Origin of the sequence: Mycobacterium paraintracellulare (assembly GCF_000276825.1) — a bacterium.
Taxonomy (GTDB): Bacteria; Actinomycetota; Actinomycetes; order Mycobacteriales; family Mycobacteriaceae; genus Mycobacterium; species Mycobacterium intracellulare.
Map to the genome: position 1 here is coordinate 1483246 of NC_016948.1, position 18315 is coordinate 1501560.

15 protein-coding genes are annotated in these 18315 nt (G+C 66.5%); 11 read left to right on the forward strand and 4 right to left on the reverse strand.

Annotation, left to right across the window (positions count from 1 at the left end; genetic code table 11):
• The first annotated feature begins 13 nt into the window (after positions 1–13).
• From OCQ_RS07125 to OCQ_RS07135, 3 genes are read left to right on the forward strand one after another with little or no spacing between them, the layout of a single operon-like run.
• A complete protein-coding gene (locus OCQ_RS07125; RefSeq protein WP_041784844.1) occupies positions 14–1135 on the forward strand; it encodes a PHB depolymerase family esterase in 1122 nt (373 codons plus the stop codon).
• Complete coding sequence (locus OCQ_RS07130; RefSeq protein ID WP_008254988.1) at positions 1135–1515, forward strand: nuclear transport factor 2 family protein; 381 nt, start codon at positions 1135–1137, stop codon at positions 1513–1515. Before OCQ_RS07125 ends, OCQ_RS07130 begins: the two co-directional genes overlap by 1 nt.
• Entirely contained in the window at positions 1512–2576 is a 1065-nt protein-coding gene (locus OCQ_RS07135; protein WP_026071494.1) for a TIGR03857 family LLM class F420-dependent oxidoreductase, read from the forward strand. Before OCQ_RS07130 ends, OCQ_RS07135 begins: the two co-directional genes overlap by 4 nt.
• On the opposite strand, the gene OCQ_RS07140 is transcribed toward OCQ_RS07135, so the two are convergent.
• Positions 2573–4069: an acyl-CoA carboxylase subunit beta gene (locus OCQ_RS07140; RefSeq protein ID WP_014379629.1), complete on the reverse strand. Its 1497-nt coding sequence runs from the start codon at positions 4067–4069 to the stop codon at positions 2573–2575. The genes OCQ_RS07135 and OCQ_RS07140 overlap by 4 nt on opposite strands.
• A gap of 204 nt (positions 4070–4273) precedes the next feature.
• Between OCQ_RS07140 and OCQ_RS07150 the strand changes: the two genes are divergently transcribed.
• The 5 genes from OCQ_RS07150 to OCQ_RS07170 all read left to right on the forward strand — a co-directional run bounded on the left by OCQ_RS07150 (position 4274) and on the right by OCQ_RS07170 (position 9747).
• Positions 4274–5497 carry a cytochrome P450 gene (locus OCQ_RS07150; RefSeq protein WP_014382125.1) on the forward strand — a complete coding sequence of 408 codons (1224 nt, stop codon included), beginning with the start codon at positions 4274–4276 and terminating at the stop codon, positions 5495–5497.
• Positions 5498–5650: 153 nt separating this feature from the next.
• Positions 5651–6496, forward strand: a complete 846-nt coding sequence (locus OCQ_RS07155; RefSeq protein WP_014382126.1) for an SDR family NAD(P)-dependent oxidoreductase — start codon at positions 5651–5653, stop codon at positions 6494–6496.
• A gap of 22 nt (positions 6497–6518) precedes the next feature.
• Entirely contained in the window at positions 6519–7175 is a 657-nt protein-coding gene (locus tag OCQ_RS07160) for a TetR/AcrR family transcriptional regulator (protein WP_009957684.1), read from the forward strand.
• Positions 7162–7839 (forward strand): hypothetical protein, encoded by a 678-nt coding sequence (locus OCQ_RS07165; protein WP_014382127.1) that lies wholly within the window; start codon positions 7162–7164, stop codon positions 7837–7839. Before OCQ_RS07160 ends, OCQ_RS07165 begins: the two co-directional genes overlap by 14 nt.
• 3 nt (positions 7840–7842) lie before the next feature.
• Positions 7843–9747 carry a YhgE/Pip domain-containing protein gene (locus tag OCQ_RS07170; RefSeq protein WP_014384126.1) on the forward strand — a complete coding sequence of 635 codons (1905 nt, stop codon included), beginning with the start codon at positions 7843–7845 and terminating at the stop codon, positions 9745–9747.
• An 8-nt stretch (positions 9748–9755) separates the two neighbouring features.
• Here OCQ_RS07170 and OCQ_RS07175 read toward each other — a convergent pair whose 3' ends face one another.
• Together OCQ_RS07175 and OCQ_RS07180 are read right to left on the reverse strand one after the other, a co-directional pair.
• Positions 9756–10913, reverse strand: coding sequence for a Zn-dependent alcohol dehydrogenase (locus OCQ_RS07175; protein ID WP_009957681.1), 1158 nt, complete (start codon positions 10911–10913; stop codon positions 9756–9758).
• Positions 10910–12142 carry a cytochrome P450 gene (locus OCQ_RS07180; protein WP_008255006.1) on the reverse strand — a complete coding sequence of 411 codons (1233 nt, stop codon included), beginning with the start codon at positions 12140–12142 and terminating at the stop codon, positions 10910–10912. The genes OCQ_RS07175 and OCQ_RS07180 overlap by 4 nt, the downstream gene beginning before the upstream one ends.
• A 312-nt stretch (positions 12143–12454) precedes the next feature.
• Here OCQ_RS07180 and OCQ_RS07185 point away from each other — a divergent pair, with 312 nt between their 5' ends.
• From OCQ_RS07185 to OCQ_RS07195, 3 genes are all read left to right on the forward strand, one after another.
• The gene (locus OCQ_RS07185; protein ID WP_008255011.1) at positions 12455–13411 is read left to right on the forward strand and encodes an alpha/beta hydrolase; all 957 of its coding nucleotides are present in this window, start codon (positions 12455–12457) and stop codon (positions 13409–13411) included.
• Between the two features lie 222 nt (positions 13412–13633).
• A complete protein-coding gene (locus OCQ_RS07190) occupies positions 13634–14785 on the forward strand; it encodes an acyl-CoA dehydrogenase family protein (protein WP_043955648.1) in 1152 nt (383 codons plus the stop codon).
• Complete coding sequence (locus OCQ_RS07195) at positions 14782–16026, forward strand: acyl-CoA dehydrogenase family protein (protein ID WP_009957678.1); 1245 nt, start codon at positions 14782–14784, stop codon at positions 16024–16026. Before OCQ_RS07190 ends, OCQ_RS07195 begins: the two co-directional genes overlap by 4 nt.
• Here OCQ_RS07195 and OCQ_RS07200 read toward each other — a convergent pair.
• A complete protein-coding gene (locus tag OCQ_RS07200) occupies positions 16023–17990 on the reverse strand; it encodes a SpoIIE family protein phosphatase (protein ID WP_014384128.1) in 1968 nt (655 codons plus the stop codon). The genes OCQ_RS07195 and OCQ_RS07200 overlap by 4 nt on opposite strands.
• Positions 17991–18315 lie beyond the last annotated feature (325 nt).

The following is an 18315-nucleotide window of genomic DNA, read 5'->3' on the forward strand; positions in this document are numbered from 1 at the left end:
GAAGGTGAGCGACATGGCGAAGGCATTGAACGGGCTGAGCCTGGCCAAAGACGCGGCCCGGGAACTCGGAATGCTGGTGCCGCGCACCGTGGCCGGCCTGCAGGAGTCCACTAATTGGTCCCCGTTGTCGCCGCGCGGTGCGCGCCAGTTCGGTGAGGTCATGCTCGATGAGCTTGTGCTGAGCGGCTTTTCGCTGCTCGGTGGGAGCCCCGCGGCGATGCGCCCGCTCGATGCCTGCATTGCGGCGGCCGAGGAGCTCTCGGCGCTCGGCATCGACCGCGCGCATGGCGACCCGAAACCGTTGCGGGAAGCCTCGATACGCCGGCACCGCATCGCCGGCCTGGCATACGAACGGGTGACTTTCGAACACGATCCCGCGCTGCCGCCGAGCTTGTCGGCCGACGGGTTGGGCGGCCCGGCACGGGCGGTGGTGCACGTGTGCCGGCACCGCGACGGCCCCCGACCCTGGCTGGTATGGGTGCACGGCGCCGGCCAGGGCGGCACCGAAGACCTGCTGATGTCCGGCATCGGCCGGATACATCGCAAGCTGGGCTTCAACATCGCGCTGCCGGTGCAGCCGGGTCACGGGTGCCGGCGCCGGCAATGGCCGGCGTACCCCGACATGGATCCGCTCGGCAACGTCGCGGGAATGATGCGGGTCGTCTCGGAGGTGCGCGCCGTGGTGCGCTGGGCACAGGCGCAAGGCACCGCCGTTGTGGTGGCAGGGATTTCGATGGGCAGCCCCGTGGCCGCACTGGTGTCGCATCTGGAAAAGCAGATCGATGCGGTGGCCCTGTACACGCCCATCCTGGGACTCAACGCGATGATCGCGCGGCACCTTCAGCGTTGGGGGCCCTCGCGCGACGGATTTCGCGAGCTGCTGGAATCTCCCGTCGTCACCCAGCTGACCTCGGTGATCGACCCCCTGGCCGTCACGCCGTCGCCGCCGCCGGAACGCCGGCTGATCGTCGGGGCGTGGCACGACCGGATGGCGATGCGCGAGCCCGCCAACGCGTTGCAGGAACGGTGGGGCGGCCAGTTGTACTGGTACGACGGCAGCCACGTCGGGCACATCTTCTCCCGGCGCGTGCAGCGCATCACCGACCGATTCCTGCGCGACGCGGTGCCCGGCTGATGGCGCCCACCTGGACGGCGCGCACCGTCGTCGAACTCTACAACCTGGTCGTGTGGAACGAACGCAACATCGAGCTGGCCGAGGAGTTGTTGGGCGACACCGTCATTCGGCACGAGGTCGGTTCCTCCCGCACGCTGACCCACGCCGAAGCGGTCCAGCGGGTGGTGGACATGTGGCAGGCGGCCGAATCGTTGCACTTCGACCTCAACGTCGTCATCGAGGGCGACGACGGCGAACACGTGGCGATCGTCTACGACTCGACGATCAAAACCAAGGACGGCACCGAAACCAACATCGCCAGCATCGAGGTGTTCCGCGTGGTCGATGGCAAAATTACCGAGGTTTGGAACTGCGGCTACCAGCAAGGGGTTTGGAATTGAGTGATCGTACGCTTGATGAACTGGGCTTCTATCTGCTGGCCGGCGCGGGCGGTGAGGGCCCGGCGACCTTGATGGACGAGGCCCGCCGTGGCGAGGAACTGGGCTTCGGCACCGGATTCATCTCCGAGCGCTGGAACGTCAAGGAGGCGTCGTCTCTGGTCGGGGCGGCGTGCGCGGTGACCACTCGCATGCAGATCGCCACCGCCGCAACCAATCACAACACCCGCCACCCGCTCATCACGGGATCGTGGGCGACCACCATGCATCGTCTCTCCGGCGGCCGGTTCACCCTGGGCGTCGGCCGGGGCATCGCAGCGATCTACGGGGCCTTCGGCATCCCGGCGGTGACGACGGCGCAAATGGAGGATTGGGCCCAAGTCATGCGCCGGCTCTGGCACGGCGAGCTGATCTTCAACCACGACGGCCCGATGGGCAAGTACCCCATCCTTTTTCTCGATCCGGACTTCAACGAAGACATCCGGCTGGCCCTGGTGGCCTTCGGACCCAACACGCTCGCGCTCGGCGGCCGCGTGTTCGACGACGTCATTTTGCACACCTACTTCACCCCGGAGACCTTGCAGCGCAGCGTCAAAACCGTGAAGTCCGCCGCGGAGAAGGCGGGCCGCGACCCCGACAGCGTGCGGGTGTGGTCGTGCTTCGCGACCGTCGGGGACCACCTGCCCGAAGAGCTGCGGCTGAAGAAGACCGTCGCGCGGCTGGCCACTTACCTGCAGGGCTACGGCGACCTGCTCGTCCGAACCAATGACTGGGATCCCGATGTGCTGCAGCGGTTCCGCGAAGACCCGGTGGTCACGTCGATCGCGGGCGGGATCGACCACAAGGGCACGCCCGAACAGATCGAGCACATTGCGACGCTGATTCCCGACGAATGGCTGGAGCCCTCGGCCACCGGGTCCGCCCAACAGTGCGTGGACCGCATCCGCAAGGAGTTCGACTACGGCGCCGACGCGGTCATCATGCACGGCGCCACGCCCGACGAGCTCGAGCCGATCGTCGCGGCGTATCGCGAATCGGTAGATGCAATCTCGCGGCAGTCTTAAGGCAGGATGACCGTCCGGGACACCGGCTCGGCGGCGGCCTGCCTGCTCGACAGGCCACGCTTCAAGGACGCGAGCAGAGCATCGCGCGTCTCGCGGGGATCGATGAGCTCGTCGAACCCCATGTGTTCGGCCGATCGATAGGACGCCTCCAGCTCGGCGTTGCGCAGCTTCGCCGAGAGGTCTTCGCCGGCGTGTGAGGCGCGGCTCAGCGCCGCGGCGCTCATGGCGCCCATCGTCGCGCCGGGGTAGGCGAAGGTCGCGACCTGATGATCGAAACCCAACAGCGACATGACCATCGAGCCGAACCCGTACGCCTTACGCAGCGTGAGGTGCAGCTTCAACGTGGTGGCGGCCGTCTGCGCGGCGAACATCCGCGCACCGGCGCGCAGCACGCCGGCGCGCTCGGATCGGCTGCCGGGCAGCATGCCCGGATTGTCGGCGAGGAACACGATCGGCAGGTGGAAGGAATCCGCCACCATGATGAAGTGGGCCGCCTTGTCCGCGGCGTCGGCGTCGATGGAGCCCGCGAGCACCTGGGGCTGATTGGCCACCACCGCGACCGGGTGGCCGCCGAGGTGGGCGAGTGCGCAGACGATCGCCCTGCCGAACTGGGGCTGCACCTCGAACCAGTCGGCGCTGTCGAAGACCACGTCGAGCACGGCCCGCATGTCGTACACGCGGCGGTTGTCCCGGGAGACGATGTCGAGCAGCTCCGGCGTCGCCCGCGGGTCGGCGGCCGCACCGGTCGGTTGCGGCGACGGGTACGACCAGGCGCTCGGCGGGAAGTACGACAGGTAGCGGCGGACGTCGTCGAGCACCGCTTCGTCGTCCTCGGCGACATTGTGGATCACGCCGCTGGGCAAAGCGACGTCCGGCCCGCCCAGGTCCTCCTTCGAAATGTCTTCTCCGGTCGACTCTTTGACGACGGGGGGGCCAGCGGTGAAGATCGCGCCCTGCCGGCTCATGATCCGGAAATCGCAAACCGGGGCCACCAGGGCGCCGTGCCCGGCCGAGGGGCCGAGGACGGCGGCGACGGTCGGGACGCGCCCCGAGCATTGCGCCTGCGCCAGCAGGTCGGTCGGGGTGCGCCCGTAGTGCCCGCCGGTGGGGCGAAAGCCGGCGCCTTCGAGCAGCATGACCAGCGGGATCTTGTCGCGCAGCGCCAGTTCGGCGATGCGGTACCGCTTGGAATTGCCGCCGGGACCGATGCTGCCGGCCAGCGTGGTGAAGTCCTCGGCGCCCAGCATCACCGGTGAGCCGTTGATCTCACCGGAGCCCACGACCAGCCCGTCGGCCGCGGTCTCACCTCCGACCAGGGTGCCGAGCTCACGGAACGTGCCCGGGTCGAGGAGGTACTCGATTCGCGCGCGGGCGTCGAGCTTGCCCTTGTTGCGGTGCTTGTCGAGCCGCTCCGGCCCGCCCATTTCGAACGCGTGCTGACGGCGGCGCTCGAGATCGTCGAGCGTTTCTCCCCAGTCCTGGGCTTTCGGCATGCCTATGTCCTACCTCATCGAGGATCCGTCGCGCGACGAATCTCAGCGGGGCGACCCGCTTGCGGTCACCACGGATTGCGGGGTCACATACTGGATTGCTTACTGTAAAGTTACCCGCATGCCTGACGCGCCCCGCCTCAAGGTCCGTCTTCGGCCGGCGGGGGCGCCCCGAATCGAGGAGTTTCACCCGTGAGCGCAACCACGATGGACGAGGCCGCCAACCTGCTGGCGGACCCGTTGGCCTACACCGACGAGCAGGGGCTGCACGCGGCGTTGACGCACCTGCGCGCCAACGCCCCGGTGTCGTGGGTGGAGGTCCCGAATTACCGACCGTTCTGGGCGATCACCAAACACGCCGACATCATGGACATCGAGCGTGAAAACATGCTCTTCACCAACTGGCCGCGTCCGGTGCTCACGACCGCCGAAGGCGACGAGATGCAGGCCGCCGCGGGTGTGCGCACGCTGATCCACATGGACGACCCGCAGCACCGGGTGGTACGCGCGATCGGCTCCGACTGGTTTCGCCCGAAGGCGATGCGGGCCTTGAAGGTTCGCGTCGACGAACTGGCCAAGATCTACGTCGACAAGATGATGGCAGCCGGTCCCGAATGCGACTTCGTTCAAGAGGTCGCGGTCAACTACCCGCTCTACGTGATCATGTCGCTGCTGGGCCTGCCCGAGGCAGACTTTCCCCGCATGCTCAAGCTGACCCAGGAACTGTTCGGCAGCGACGATTCCGAATTCAAGCGCGGCAGCTCCAACGAGGATCAGCTGCCGGCGTTGTTCGACATGTTCCAGTACTTCAACGGCGTGACGGCGTCCCGCCGCGAGCACCCGACCGAGGATCTCGCCTCGGCGATCGCCAACGCCCGCGTGGACGGCGAACCGCTGTCGGACATCGACACCGTCTCGTACTACCTGATCGTCGCCACCGCGGGCCACGACACCACCAGCGCCACCATCTCCGGCGGCCTGCAGGCGCTCATCGAGAACCCCGACCAGCTGCAACGCCTGCGCGACAACCTCGACCTGATGCCGCTGGCCACCGACGAGATGATCCGCTGGGTCACCCCGGTCAAGGAGTTCATGCGCACCGCCTCCAGCGACACCGTGGTGCGCGGAGTGCCCATCGCCGCAGGCGAATCCGTGCTGTTGTCCTACGTATCGGCCAACCGCGACGAGGAAGTCTTCGACGACCCGTTCCGCTTCGACGTCGGTCGCGACCCCAACAAGCACCTGGCCTTCGGCTACGGCGTGCACTTCTGCATGGGTGCGGCGCTGGCCCGCATGGAGGTCAGCAGCTTCTTCTCCGAGCTGCTGCCACGCCTGGAATCCATTGAACTGACCGGTGACCCGGAGCTGGTCGCTACGACCTTCGTCGGCGGGCTCAAGCACCTGCCGGTTCGTTACTCACTGCGGCGGTGATCGGGCTCCGCCCGTACTCCTAACGGCATGCTGGCACTTCCCCCGGCTCAGCTGAGTGCAGATGGTGGTGGGGCGTTGGCCGAACAGTGAACTCGTCGTTGAGCGGCGGCCCGCCTGTCGCGTGATCGCTACACTCCCCGTGGAGGTCTCGCCATGACGCGCAGGACGATTGTCATCACGGGTGCCAGCGACGGCATCGGCGCGGCTGCGGCGCGTCGCCTCTGCCGCACCGGCGACCAGATCGTCGTGGTGGGCCGCACCCCAACCAAGACCGCCGCGGTGGCCGCCGAATTGGACGCGGACCACTTCGTCGTCGATTACGCCGACCTGTCCCAGGTGCGGGCGCTGGCGGGCAAGATTCGTTCGCAACATCCGCGTATCGACGTGTTGCTCAACAATGCGGGCAGGATGGCCAGCAAGATCGAGCTGACCCCCGACGGCTACGAACGCACCTATCAGGTCAACTACCTGGCGCCGTTCCTGTTGACCACCCAATTGCTGGATGTGCTGCTGGAGTCACGCGCCACGATCGTCAACACGTCCAGCTCGTCACAGCGGCTGCTGCGCAACGTCAAGCTCGCCGATTTCGACACGACGGCACGGCGCCGGCCCAGCACCGCCTACGCGGTGGCGAAGTTGGCAAACATCTTGTTCACCAAGGAATTAGATCGCCGGTATCGGGCCGATGGCCTTTCGGTGGCAGTGGTCCACCCCGGTTTCGTCAACACCAATATCGGTCATTCGTCCGGCTCGCGCTTTCTGACGACCATGCAACGCACGCCCGTCAGCCGAATGATCAAGTCCGCGGATGATGGCGCCGATCAGCTGGTCTGGTTGGCGACCAGCGTGCCCGGCGTCGACTGGGCGGTCGGCGAATACTACGCGAAAGGCAAAGTCGCCAAAGCCAATCGGGCGGCCTACGATCCGATCCTCGCGCGCGAACTCTGGGATCACACCCTGGCCAACCTTTCTTGGCGCCATCCTTTCGATACTCAGTAGTATCCATTCGATACCGTGGAGTATGCTGCTGACCATGTCTCCTGTCAAGGCGCACCGAACCCGCCCCACCCGCGGCGAGGTTCGCGACCGCATCCTGGACGCGGCGTCGAAGGTTTTCGCCGCCGAAGGCTTCGCCGGGGCCACCATCGATGCCATCGGCCAGGCCGCGGGTTTCACCAAGGGAGCGGTCTACTCGAATTTCGAATCCAAAGATGAGCTGTTTTTGGCCCTGCTCGACCGCGAATTCGAGCTCCGCGGCGAGCAGATCGCCACAGCGCTGGACAGCAGCGGCGGCGACACCGGTGCGGCCGCACGGGAATTGAGCCGGTCATGGCTGGACGCCGTTCGCGACCATTCCGATTTCTACGTGCTGTTCGTCGAATACTGGCTGCGCGCCCAGCGCGACAACCAGCTGCGCGAGCGCCTCATCGAACGCCGCCGCGCCGCCGCCGCCCACCAAGCGGTGCACATCGTCAAATCGAGCCCGTCCGTGGCATCCGATCGAGAGCTCGCCGACCTCGCCCAGCTCGTCGTCACCATCAACCTCGGCGTGGCGATGGAAGAGGTCCTGCGTCCCGGGACCATCAACCCCGACCTGCTAGCGCAGCTGGTCACCGCGGTGCTGGGATCGATTCGGGCTTCCGCCGGTCAGGGAGGGCCTCACCATGGGTACGAATGACGGGCCGGACGCCGCGGCGCCGGTGATCATCGCCCGCGGATTGGGGGTCGACGGTGAGCACGGGCCGCTCTTCTCGGGGGTCGACCTAACCCTGACGTCGGGATTTCACGCGATTCAGATGCCCGGGGGCCCAGGGCAGACCACGCTGCTGCTGACGCTCGCGGGACGTTTCAGGCCGAGCCACGGCACGCTCACCGTCCTCGGCGAAACAACCCCGCGCGCGATCCGCCGGCAGTGCTCGATCGCGGCCTTCGAAGGCATCGACGAGCTGGAGGATTCGGTGACCGTGGAGACCGTGCTCGCCGAGCAACGGCGGTGGCTGGCGCCGTGGTATTCGTCGGTGCCGCTTCAATCGGGTCCGGCCGAGCTGGCCGAGGTCTTCGGCGAGATGGCCCCGCCGTCCGCCGACACCTACATCGTCGAACTGTCAGACCTCGAACTGTTTCTGCTGCGCATCACGCTGGCGTTGTTGTCGAATCGGCCGATCCTGGTGGTCGGCGACCTCGAGCAGGTTCGCGACAATTCCCGGCGAACGATCGCGGCCGACAGGCTCGGCGTGATCGCCGAGCAGCGCACCGTCGTCGTCGGGGTGACCAACCCGCTCGGCACGGAGGCGCCCGACCACGAACTACACGATCACCGCATCCTGACCGGAGAGGGCTGAACGATGTTGGCTGGACTCGCCTTTGGCTCGGAGATCAAACGTTTCGGCCGTAGCCGCTTGACGCGCGTGGCCATCGTCGTACTGATGCTGCTACCCCTTGTGTACGGGGCGCTGTACCTGTGGGCGTTCTGGGATCCGTTCGGCCACACCAACAAGATGCCCGTGGCGTTGGTCAACTCCGATCGTGGTGCCGTCGTATCCGGGCAACAGTTCAACGCCGGCGCGGAGATCGCCAAGAGCCTGACCGCGGACGGCGGCCTTGACTGGCACGTCGTGGACCTAGCGGAGGCACGCAACGGAGTCGACCACGGCAAGTACTACTTCATGGTCGAATTACCGCCCGATTTCAGCGCGGCCATTGCATCGCCGGTGACCGGGCAACCCAAGAAGGCCAACCTGATCGCCGTCTACAACGACGCCAACAACTACATCTCGACGAGTATCGGTCGTACCGCCATCGGCCAGGTGCTCAACGCCGTGTCCAGCCGGATCTCGGGACAGGCCGTCAATCAGATGCTGTCGGTGGTGGTTTCGTCGGGATCGGGGATCAAGCAGGCCGCAGACGGGGCCGCGCAACTCGATGACGGCGCCGGTCAGCTGGTGTCCGGCCTGGACACCGCGCGGTCCGGATCGGCAACGCTTGCCACGGGCGCCAAGCAACTGTCAGACGGAATCAACCAGGCCACCGACCCGCTGCTCGCGGTGACCAAGGCGGTGTCGCAAATCGGCGGCAGCACGCAGCAATTGCAACAGGGCGCGGCAGCTCTTGCGCAGGCCAACGACCAACTCGGTGCCATCGCCGGGGCGCAGGATGCCGCCGCAAACTCGCTGTCATCGGTGATCGACCAGCTCTCCGCACGACAGGATCCGCTGGCGAACAACCTGCGCGGCATCCAGGATCAGCTCCGGGGTCACCAATTCACGCCCCAGATCCGCCAGCAGCTCACCGACGCGCAGAACGTGGCGATCGCCATGACATCGGGGTTGCGGAACCCGGGCAGCCCCCTGGGGTCGGCGCTCGACCAGGTCGGCAGCAAGGGACAGGAGCTGACGAACAAGCTCACCCAGCTGCGCGACGGAGCCCAGCAAGTCGCCACCGGCAACGCCGAATTGGCCGGTGGCATCGCCAAGCTCGACGACGGCGCACGACAACTCAAGGCGGGATCGGCCGAGCTGGCGACCAAACTCGCCGACGGGGCCAAGCAGGTACCCAACTGGACAAGCCAGCAAAAGGATGCGGTCGCCGAAACCATTGGTGGTCCGGTGCAACTCGAGGCTTCACATGAGAACGCCGCGCCCAACTTCGGCACCGGGATGGCTCCGTTCTTCCTCACGCTCGCCTTGTTCTTCGGTGCGTTGGTGCTGTGGATGGTGCTGCGGCCCTTGCAGACTCGCCCGATCGCGGCGGAGGTGCTCGCATTCCGCGTGGTGCTCGCCAGCTACCTGCCCGCCGCCGCGATCGCGCTATTCCAAGCCGTCATTCTCTACTGCGTGGTCCGGTTCGCCCTCGGTATGCACGCCGTCCATCCGGCGGCCATGCTGGGGTTCATGGTGCTGATCTCCGGTGCGTTCGTAGCCGCGACGCAGGCGATCAACGCGCTTGTCGGTCCAGCGGTGGGCCGGGTGCTGATCATGGCTCTGCTCATGTTGCAGCTCGTCAGTGCGGGCGGCATGTACCCCGTGGAAACCACGTCACGGCCGTTCCAGATCCTGCACCGCTTCGACCCGATGACCTATGGCGTCAACGGGCTCCGGCAGCTCATCCTGGGCGGCATCGACGCCCGACTATGGCAGGCGATCATCGTGCTGGCCGCGATAACCGCTGTCGCACTGGCGATCTCCTGCCTGTCGGCGCGACGAGACCGGCTCTGGAATCTCAGTAGGCTGATCCCCGCGATCAAGATGTAAGCAGGATTTCAGGCTATCCCGAAATCGATGATGCCCCGGACGATTTTGCCGTTGAGCAGATCGTCGTAGGCGTCGTTGACCTCATCGAGGCGATAGCGCTTGGTGATCATCTCGTCGAGCTGTAACTGACCCGTCTCATACAGCCTCGCCAACCTGGCGACGTCCGCCTTCGGGTTACACGAGCCGAAGATGGTGCCCGCCAACGTCTTATTGGTCAAGATGAAGTCCTGCAGGTCGATCTTGACCGACCGGGTCAACTGCGACGTCATGCCGGTGAGCACACAGGTGCCGCCCTTGCGGGTGAGACGCACCGCATCGCGGACGTCCTCGGCGGTGATCAACGACGGTGAGACCACCACGGCGTCGGCCATCACCCCGTACGTCAGACCCCGCACCAGGTCCAGCGCCTCGGTCGTCGTCGCCACGCTGTGCGTGGCACCGAATTGCAAAGCCGATTTCTGTTTGAAGTCAACAGGATCGACGGCCACGATCTGCGCGGCGCCGTTGATCCGGGCTCCCTGGATGGCGCCCGTGCCGATCCCGCCGACGCCGATCACCACGAGGGTATCGCCGGCACGCATGTTGGACCGGTTGGCGACGGAACCGTATCCGGTCGGGATGGCGCACGACAGCAGCGCGCTCGAGGCCAGCGGCAGGTGTTGCTCGATCTTCACCAATGAATTCGTCGATACCACCGTGTGTTCGGCGAAGGCGCCGATCTTGGAGATGTGGCCCAGCTTCCGGCCGTCGGCCGTGTGGTGGCGGAACGTGCCGTCGGTGGGCATTCCCGGGACCATGGTGCCGATGCCCTGGTCGCAAAGGTACTCGATTCCGCTGGCGCACCAACGGCATTGGCCGCACACCGCGACGAACGACATCACCACGTGGTCGCCTGGCGCAAAGTCGGTGACGCCCGGGCCGACCTCACGCACGATCCCGGCGCCCTCGTGGCCGCCGATCGTCGGGAACATGGTGGGCAGGCCGAGGGATCGCATCACCTCATTGGGCGCCGACATGTCTCCTTTGAGGATGTGGTCGTCGGAGTGGCACAAGCCGGCGGCGGCCATCTGCACCAGGACCTCTCCGGCCTTGGGCGGATCCAGTTCGAATTCCTCGACCGACCACGGCCCTCCCACGTCGTGCAGGATCGCTGCGCGGCTTTTCATGCGGCGGGCGCGAAAGTGACCGGAAGCTTGTTGGGCGACCGGAAGGTGAGCCCGACGATCTTGGATTCCACGCCGGTGCCGTCGTCGGGGACGAACGCCAAATCCTCGACGCGATCGAACAGGCTGTTCAACATGACCCGCGTTTCCAGTCGCGCCAGATGCATGCCCAGGCACATGTGAATGCCGCCCGCGAAGGCGATGTGGGCCTGGCGCGGGCGGCAGATGTCGAACGTATCGGCATCGGTCCAGCGGGTCTCGTCGCGATTGGCCGAACCCATACACATGTCGATCTGGGCGTTGGCCGGGATTGTCTTACCGCCGATTTCGACCTCCTCGGTCGTGGTACGCATGACCGTGGTCAGTGGCGTTTCGAAGCGTAGGCCCTCCTCGATCGCCATCGGCAGCAAGGATCGGTCCCGACGGACCATCGCCAGCTGCTCGGGGTGCGTCAACAGCAGATACAGCAAATTGCCCGACGAACGGTACGTGGTTTCCAGCCCGGCCGGAAGAAGCAGCCGCAGGAAGGCGATGATGGCCTCGTCGGTGAGCTTCTCGCCGTCGATCTCCGCGGCGACCAGGTCTCCGATGATGTCGTCGGTGAGCTTGCGCCTGCGCTGCTCGACCTGTTTGAGGAAGTAGTCGTAGAGCTCGGTGGCGGCGTTCAACCCCGCCTCGATGTCGGTCGGGATCGAGATGAGGTCGAGCGACAGGCGTCGGAACAGGTCGAGATCTTCGGCGGGCAGACCGAGCAGCGTGGAGATGATCCGCGTCGGGAACTCGAAGGTCACCGCCTTCACCAGGTCCGCCTGGCCGTCGTTCTTGATTTCGTCGACGAGCTGATCGCACACCGGCCCGATGACCGAGGGCTCCCACCGCGCCAGCGCGGTCGCACGAAAGGCTTTGGCCACCAGGTTGCGGTGGTCGTGGTGCTCCCTGCCGCCCATCGCCAAAATGGTGTGTCCCATCACCAGCCCGATGGTCTTGTCGTAGGCGGCCGACGTGAACACCCGGTCGTCGCGGAAAGCCTGGGACACAGCGTCGTAATCGAACAGGACCCATTCGTCGTCGGGCCGCAATTCCTCGGGCAGCTGTCCGGAATCGGCCAGGGAACCATGCCAGACCGGGTCCGTGCGCCGCATGTACTCGAAGAACGGATAGGGGCTGGTTTCACCGGTGAAGTCGAGCGGGGGCACCACGGGCTGACCGTTCGGGTCAGTGCTGAGCGTCATCAGCGCTTCCTCCTGAAAACAACCGAGTCAGGCCGTTCGCGCGGACCGATCGTCGACCGCGAGTCCACGGCGGGTGTGTACCGAGCGGAATTTAGCTATCATAGTATAAATAGCAACGAATCCCAACGGCTCGCGCGATCGCCACACCCCGGTTAGGCAATGCCGCAACGCGTTCGGCACGGCCGGTCCCGTTCGCCGCGCCGCCCCGGGGCTTTTCGCGCCAATACCTACCTCGTCTGCCTCCGGCCAAACGCGCAGGTCTACCTTGAAGGTGGTTTAGCGTGCATGACGAGCCGGAGAAAACGAATAGGTATGACACAGACGAACCTGGCCCGCCCACACGGCCTCACCCGCATCGACCCGGTACTGCGCGACGCCGCCGTCGAGTTGGGCGCCTTCGAGTTCCGCGCCGAGACACTGGCCGCCGAACGGGAGCACGCCAACCTGCTGGCCGCCCAGCGCGCCGCGGCGGCCGACACCAGCGGCGTCTCGATCGACTCCCGATCCATCGCCGGGCCCGGCGGTCAGCTGGGGCTCCGTTTGTACCGCGGCGACACCGAATCCCCGGCGCCCCTGGTGGTGTACGCCCATGGCGGCGGGTTCGTCACCGGCAACCTGGAGACGGACCATGCGCACTGCGTGGAGTTGGCCCGCGACGGCGGCTGTCTGGTGGTTTCCGTCGACTACCGGCTGGCGCCGGAGAATCCGTGCCCGGCGGCGCTGGACGACGTCGAAGCGGCCTTCCGCTACGTGGTCGACAACAGTGAAGAACTGGACGCCGACGCCGGCCGCATCGCGGTCATGGGGCGCGACGCCGGCGCGGCGCTGGTCGCCGGCCTGACCCAGCGCATGTTCGACCAGGAAGGTCCGGCCATCCTGATGCAGATCCTGCACCAGCCGATGCTCGACTCCGACGCCACGCCGTCGCGTCGCGAGTTCCAGCGCACCCCGGGCCTCAACGGCCCGGCCGTGAGCCGGGCATGGAATCACTACCTCGGCCACGCCAGCGCCAGTGGGCAACACGTCCCGGCGCACCGGGCGAACCTCGAGGGGCTGCCACCCACGTTCGTCAGCTGCTCCGAGATCGATCCCTGTCGCGACGAGGCCATCGACTACGCCAATCGGCTGCTGCACGCTTACGTCCACACCGAATTGCATGTGATTGCAGCGACCTTCAATGGCTTCGACTCGATGGTGCCGGATTGGATTGTTTCCCGGGAGAACCGGGCGTTGCACGCCCAGGCGGTGCGCCGCGTGTTCGCCATGTAGGAACGGCTCGTCCGGGTAAACGCGACGGCCCGCGCTGTTCGCCGAGGCGGAAACCTCGTCACCGCTTTTACCGACTGAACTCCGGTATCTCTTACCGTATTGCCCGTTGCTAACATCAGAAATGCCAGCCAACCGAGGACCGATCGGGCGGATGATCAAACACCCAAACCGTTTCCGTTGCACCCGCAGCGATCGAATGTCAAGAAGGATCCCCTCGGCACCATGACCACCATCGACTCCCCCGAAAAGGTCCTCTTCACCTCGACGACCCAGGCCTTTCTCGAAAAGGAAGCGCCGCTGCGCCGGGTGCGGGAGCTACACGCCGAGGGGGCGTCGTTTGACCCAGCGTGGTGGCGGCGCGCCGCGGAGCTCGGGTGGACGGGGCTGCTCGTTCCGGAGGAGCTGGGCGGCGGGAGCGTGTCGGAGAGCGGCTTCGCCGACCTGGCGATGGTCGCCGAGCAGCTCGGAAAGACGGTCGCGCCCGGGCCGCTGTATCCGGTCAGCACCGTCCTGTCGACGCTCGCCGAGTGCTCCAACTCCGAAGCGCACGCCGATGCCATCGAGGCGCTGATCGCGGGTGAATCGGTGGCGTCGTGGGCGGTTTGTGAGCCCGGCCAGGGCTGGGCGCCACTGGCTCCCGCGGTGACGGCGACCGAAACCGACGCCGGCTACCGCATCGACGGCGTCAAGGACCGCGTCGAGGCGGGCGCCCAGAGCTCGGCGCTGCTGGTGGTGGCGCGCGGCGGCCCGAATGGCGCTGAGATTCGCCAGTTTCTGGTCCCGACGGATGCTCCGGGCGTCAGCATCGAGCCCCAGCAGTCGGTGGACTTGGTCAAGCAATACGCCCGCGTGCGCTTCGAGGGTGTCGTCGTGCCCCGGTCTGCGGCCGTCGGCACCGCCGGTGAGACGCCCGCACTGGTCGATCGACAAAGCCAGATCGCCCAGGTGTTGCAGTGCGCCGAGGTCGTCGGCGTCCTGCAAACGGTGTTTGACTTCACCGCCCAGTGGGCGCTGGACCGGCACACATTCGGTCGCCCGCTGGCGTCGTATCAGGCCCTCAAACACAAGTTCGCCGACATGAAGCTGTGGCTGGAGGCCTGCCGGGCGACCACGTGGGCGGCGGTGGACAACGTGGCGGGTCGCGCGCCGCAGGCGGGATTGTCGGCCAGCATCGCGAAGTCCTACGTGGGGGAGATGGCCGGCCAGATCGTCCAGGCCTGCGTACAGATGCACGGCGGCATCGGTGTCACGTGGGAGCATGACCTGCACCTGTACCTTCGCCGGGTTACGTTGTACCGCAGCATGTTTGGTACGCCCGAGGAACACAACCTGCGGGTGTACGAGTTCGAAAAGGCGGGTCGTTCGGACAGATGACGCACACCGAATCTGTCGCAGAGTTCGCCGCCCGGGCCAGGGCATGGTTGGCCGACAACATGCCCGCCATCGACCGCGACGCCCCACCACCGGCCCCGCGCGACGACGAGCGGGCTTGGCTGCGGGCCCGAGAACTCCAAAAGCGCTTGTACGACGGCGGATTCGCCGGCATCTGCTTTCCCCGCGAGTATGGCGGTCTGGGGCTGGACTACGAATACCAAAAGGCATTCGACGCCGAAACCCTCGACTACGAAATGCCCCTGATCCTTAACACCCCGACGTTCACCATCTGCTGCGCAACGCTGCTCGACACCGGCAGCGAAGACCAGAAGAAGCAGCACATCGCCGCGGCGCTGCGCGGCGAAGAGGTGCTGGTGCAATTGTTGAGCGAACCCAGCGGCGGATCGGACCTGGCCGGCGTGCTCACCCGGGCCGAGCGCGATGGCGACCGTTGGATCATCAACGGCGCCAAGACGTGGAGCACGAGCGCGTTCGCCGCCGATTACGGCCTGTGCCTGGCCCGCACGAATTGGGATGTGCCCAAACACGAGGGCCTGACCATGTTCCTGGTGCCCATCTCTCATCCGGGAATCACGTTGCGGCACATCACCATGCTGAGCGGTTCCACCGAGTTCTGCGAGGAGTTCCTCGACGGAGTCGACGTTCCAGACGACGCCGTTGTCGGGGAGGTCAATGGCGGCTGGGCGGTGGCCTCGCGACAGCTGTACCACGAGCGCCGCGCAGTGGGGCAGGGCTCGGAGTTCGCCAGCGGCGGCGGCAGCGAGGGAGGCAACGCGATCCCGGTCGACTACGTCGGCCTCGTGGAGAAGACCGGACAGGCCGACGACCCACGCGTGCAGGAAAAGGCCGGCAGGGTCCTGGTGCACCGCGCGGTGGCCGAGCAGTTGATCGGCCATGTGTACCGCAGTGTCAGAGACGGCGTCCTGCCGCCGGCGGCCGGAACGCTCATCAGACTGTTCCACTCCGAAACCGTGACCACCGACGTCGACACGGCGCTGGAGATCGCGGGAAGCGCCGGCGTGGTGGGGGAGCCGGGCGCCGGCCTGGAGGCGGGGCTGCGCTACCTGTCGCGGCAGACGGTCGCGATCGGCGGCGGCACAACGGAAATGGCCCGCAACGTGATCGGCGAGCGGGTGCTGGGCTTCCCCCGCGAATATGCCGCCGACCGCGGGGTGCCGTTCAGCCAGGTACGGCACGGCGAGCGGTCCGAGCGGTCCTAGCCCTCGGCGACGACGTTCTCGGCCAGACCGCTGACCACCGGGATCTGCACCAGTGACAAGACGTGGTGCGCCGGGCTTCCCGGCGGGGCCACCAGCACGTACTCGCTGCCCTGTCGTTGTGCCCGCTCCCGCGCGGCGGCAAGGGCGCTGACGCCCGACGATCCGAGGTGGGTGACCGCGCTGAGATCGATGGTCAACGGTGCGACGCCGGAACGGCTTTCGACCGCGATCTGACGGTCCAGCGTGGACGCGGTGTTGGAATCGACGTCGCCGCTGACCACGATGCGGCCCGGTTCGGTGACCGCGGAGACGAATTCGGAGTTGACCGTCGGCTGACGGGTCGCGCGGCTGACCAGCGAGTCGGTAACGAAGTCCGCCGGCCGCGACAGGTGGTGCGTCACCCGCGCGGTCGTCCCATCGGGGCCGTGACTGACGTGCGCCTCCGACACCAAGGCTTCGGCCATGGCAAGGCCGCGGCCGCGGCCCGTTTCGCCTTCGCGGTGATCCTTCCACCGTCCGCGGTCGATCACCGAAATGTGCAGATCGCCATCGCCGGACAGCATCGCTTCGACGACAATGCCGTCGGAGACGTCGGTCGCGTACCCGTGCTCGACCGAGTTCTCGACGAACTCCGAGATCGCGTGCACGACATCGGAGATGTCGTCGGCGGTGGCGCCGATCTCCGCCAGCCACTGCCGGAGCCGAGTGCGTACCGCGCGGGCGGCGTGCAGGGTTGCGTCCAGCGTCATGTTCAGCGGCGCGGGTGGAGTGCGGCGTTGCGCCGCGAGCAGTGTCACGTCGTCGCTGTAGCCGGTCGAGCGCAGCAGCAGTTCCAGTGTCTCCGAACAGATTCGGTCGATCGCTCGCATCGATGATTCGATGACGAAGCCGCGTTGGCCGCCGGCGATATTCGCGGCCAGTTCGGCGAATTCGGCGGTGCTGGCGCCCAGTGGCCGGCCGGGCCGCTCGATCAGGCCGTCGGTGTACAGCAGGATCGAGTCGCCCACATCGAGGAACTCGGTGCGGACCGGAAACCCGGTGCCGCTGCCGAGCGGACCCGCGCCGGAAGGCTCGAGATAGCGCGAGGTCGCCTCGGACGTCACCAGCAGCGGCGGCGGGTGTCCGGCGGTGCAGTAACGGAATTCGCCGGTGCCGAAATCGAGCGCGCCGACGCAAATTGTGGCCGTGTTCGACCCGGGCACGTGCTTGCGGAACCGGTCGACGGCCTCGAGCGCCTCGGCGATCGGATATCCCGCCACGACCTGCATCCGCAGCGCGGTCCGCAGCTGCGACATCACCGCCGCCGCTTCGACACCATGGCCGACGACGTCACCGACGACGAGAACCAGCCTGTCCCCCAGGGGAATCGCATCGAACCAGTCGCCACCGGCCGCGGTGTCCTCCGCGGCGACGAGATACTGCGCCGTCACATCCGCGCCGGGAATGACGGGCACCGACGGCGCGAGCAACGCCTGCTGCATGACCGTGGCGGAATCGCGGACGTTGCGGTACCGCTCGGACAGCTCCTCGAGGCGCGCCTCGGCGGCCATCCGCGTTTGCACCCGGTCTGTGACGTCGGTGAACGCCAGCTGCACGCCCTCGATCGTGCCGTCCTCGGCGCGGCGTGCCGTGACGATGAAGTCGAAGAAGTGTTCCTGCGCCTGCCCCGCGCCGTCGAAGTCGGCTTGGACCCGCCACTCTGTTCCCGATTGCGGCTCGCCCGTTTGGTACACCCGGTCGAACATCTGGATGATTTCCTGGCTCACCAGTTCGGGATAGACCTCGCGCGTCAGCAGCCCGATCGAGTCGATGGGCGGACTGAGGACGCGGTACGCCGCGTTGACCGCGACGAATCGGTGCTCGGGCCCTTCGAGGCCGACCAACAGCATGGGGACATTCTCGAAGACGCGCCGCACGTCCTCGGCCGCGCCGACCGTTCGGTCCCAGTCCTTTTCGGCCACCATCTGGCCGTTCCTCCTCGCAGTTTTCGACGGGCCTGCGGGCTAATCAGAGTCGTAACCGGGTCAAATCAAGCGACCAATTTTGCACACGTAGATGTTCAGATTAGCAATGGTATTAGTTGCATATCGCAACGGTTTGATACCGGAGTGTTACATCCGGCGAATTCGGCGACGCGCAAAATTGACGTTGCCGAAAATCGAGATAGCCATCGGCGGTGGCGCGTGGGTGCGGAAACGCGTTGCACGAGTGCGCCATCGGCGGCGCCACGCGGACCCGTCACGTCATGCCCACACCCGCAATCAGGTGGATCGACTACGCGCTGCCGAC

Excerpts from the sequence above, each read along its gene's own strand:
- OCQ_RS07125 (WP_041784844.1), top strand. The coding sequence starts at position 14 with ATGGCGAAGGCATTGAACGGGCTGAGCCTGGCCAAAGACGCGGCCCGG.
- OCQ_RS07130 (WP_008254988.1), top strand. The coding sequence starts at position 1,135 with ATGGCGCCCACCTGGACGGCGCGCACCGTCGTCGAACTCTACAACCTG.
- OCQ_RS07140 (WP_014379629.1), bottom strand. The coding sequence starts at position 4,069 with ATGCCGAAAGCCCAGGACTGGGGAGAAACGCTCGACGATCTCGAGCGC.
- OCQ_RS07150 (WP_014382125.1), top strand. The coding sequence starts at position 4,274 with ATGGACGAGGCCGCCAACCTGCTGGCGGACCCGTTGGCCTACACCGAC.
- OCQ_RS07155 (WP_014382126.1), top strand. The coding sequence starts at position 5,651 with ATGACGCGCAGGACGATTGTCATCACGGGTGCCAGCGACGGCATCGGC.
- OCQ_RS07160 (WP_009957684.1), top strand. The coding sequence starts at position 6,519 with ATGCTGCTGACCATGTCTCCTGTCAAGGCGCACCGAACCCGCCCCACC.
- OCQ_RS07165 (WP_014382127.1), top strand. The coding sequence starts at position 7,162 with ATGGGTACGAATGACGGGCCGGACGCCGCGGCGCCGGTGATCATCGCC.
- OCQ_RS07170 (WP_014384126.1), top strand. The coding sequence starts at position 7,843 with ATGTTGGCTGGACTCGCCTTTGGCTCGGAGATCAAACGTTTCGGCCGT.
- OCQ_RS07175 (WP_009957681.1), bottom strand. The coding sequence starts at position 10,913 with ATGAAAAGCCGCGCAGCGATCCTGCACGACGTGGGAGGGCCGTGGTCG.
- OCQ_RS07180 (WP_008255006.1), bottom strand. The coding sequence starts at position 12,142 with ATGACGCTCAGCACTGACCCGAACGGTCAGCCCGTGGTGCCCCCGCTC.
- OCQ_RS07185 (WP_008255011.1), top strand. The coding sequence starts at position 12,455 with ATGACACAGACGAACCTGGCCCGCCCACACGGCCTCACCCGCATCGAC.
- OCQ_RS07190 (WP_043955648.1), top strand. The coding sequence starts at position 13,634 with ATGACCACCATCGACTCCCCCGAAAAGGTCCTCTTCACCTCGACGACC.
- OCQ_RS07195 (WP_009957678.1), top strand. The coding sequence starts at position 14,782 with ATGACGCACACCGAATCTGTCGCAGAGTTCGCCGCCCGGGCCAGGGCA.
- OCQ_RS07200 (WP_014384128.1), bottom strand. The coding sequence starts at position 17,990 with ATGGTGGCCGAAAAGGACTGGGACCGAACGGTCGGCGCGGCCGAGGAC.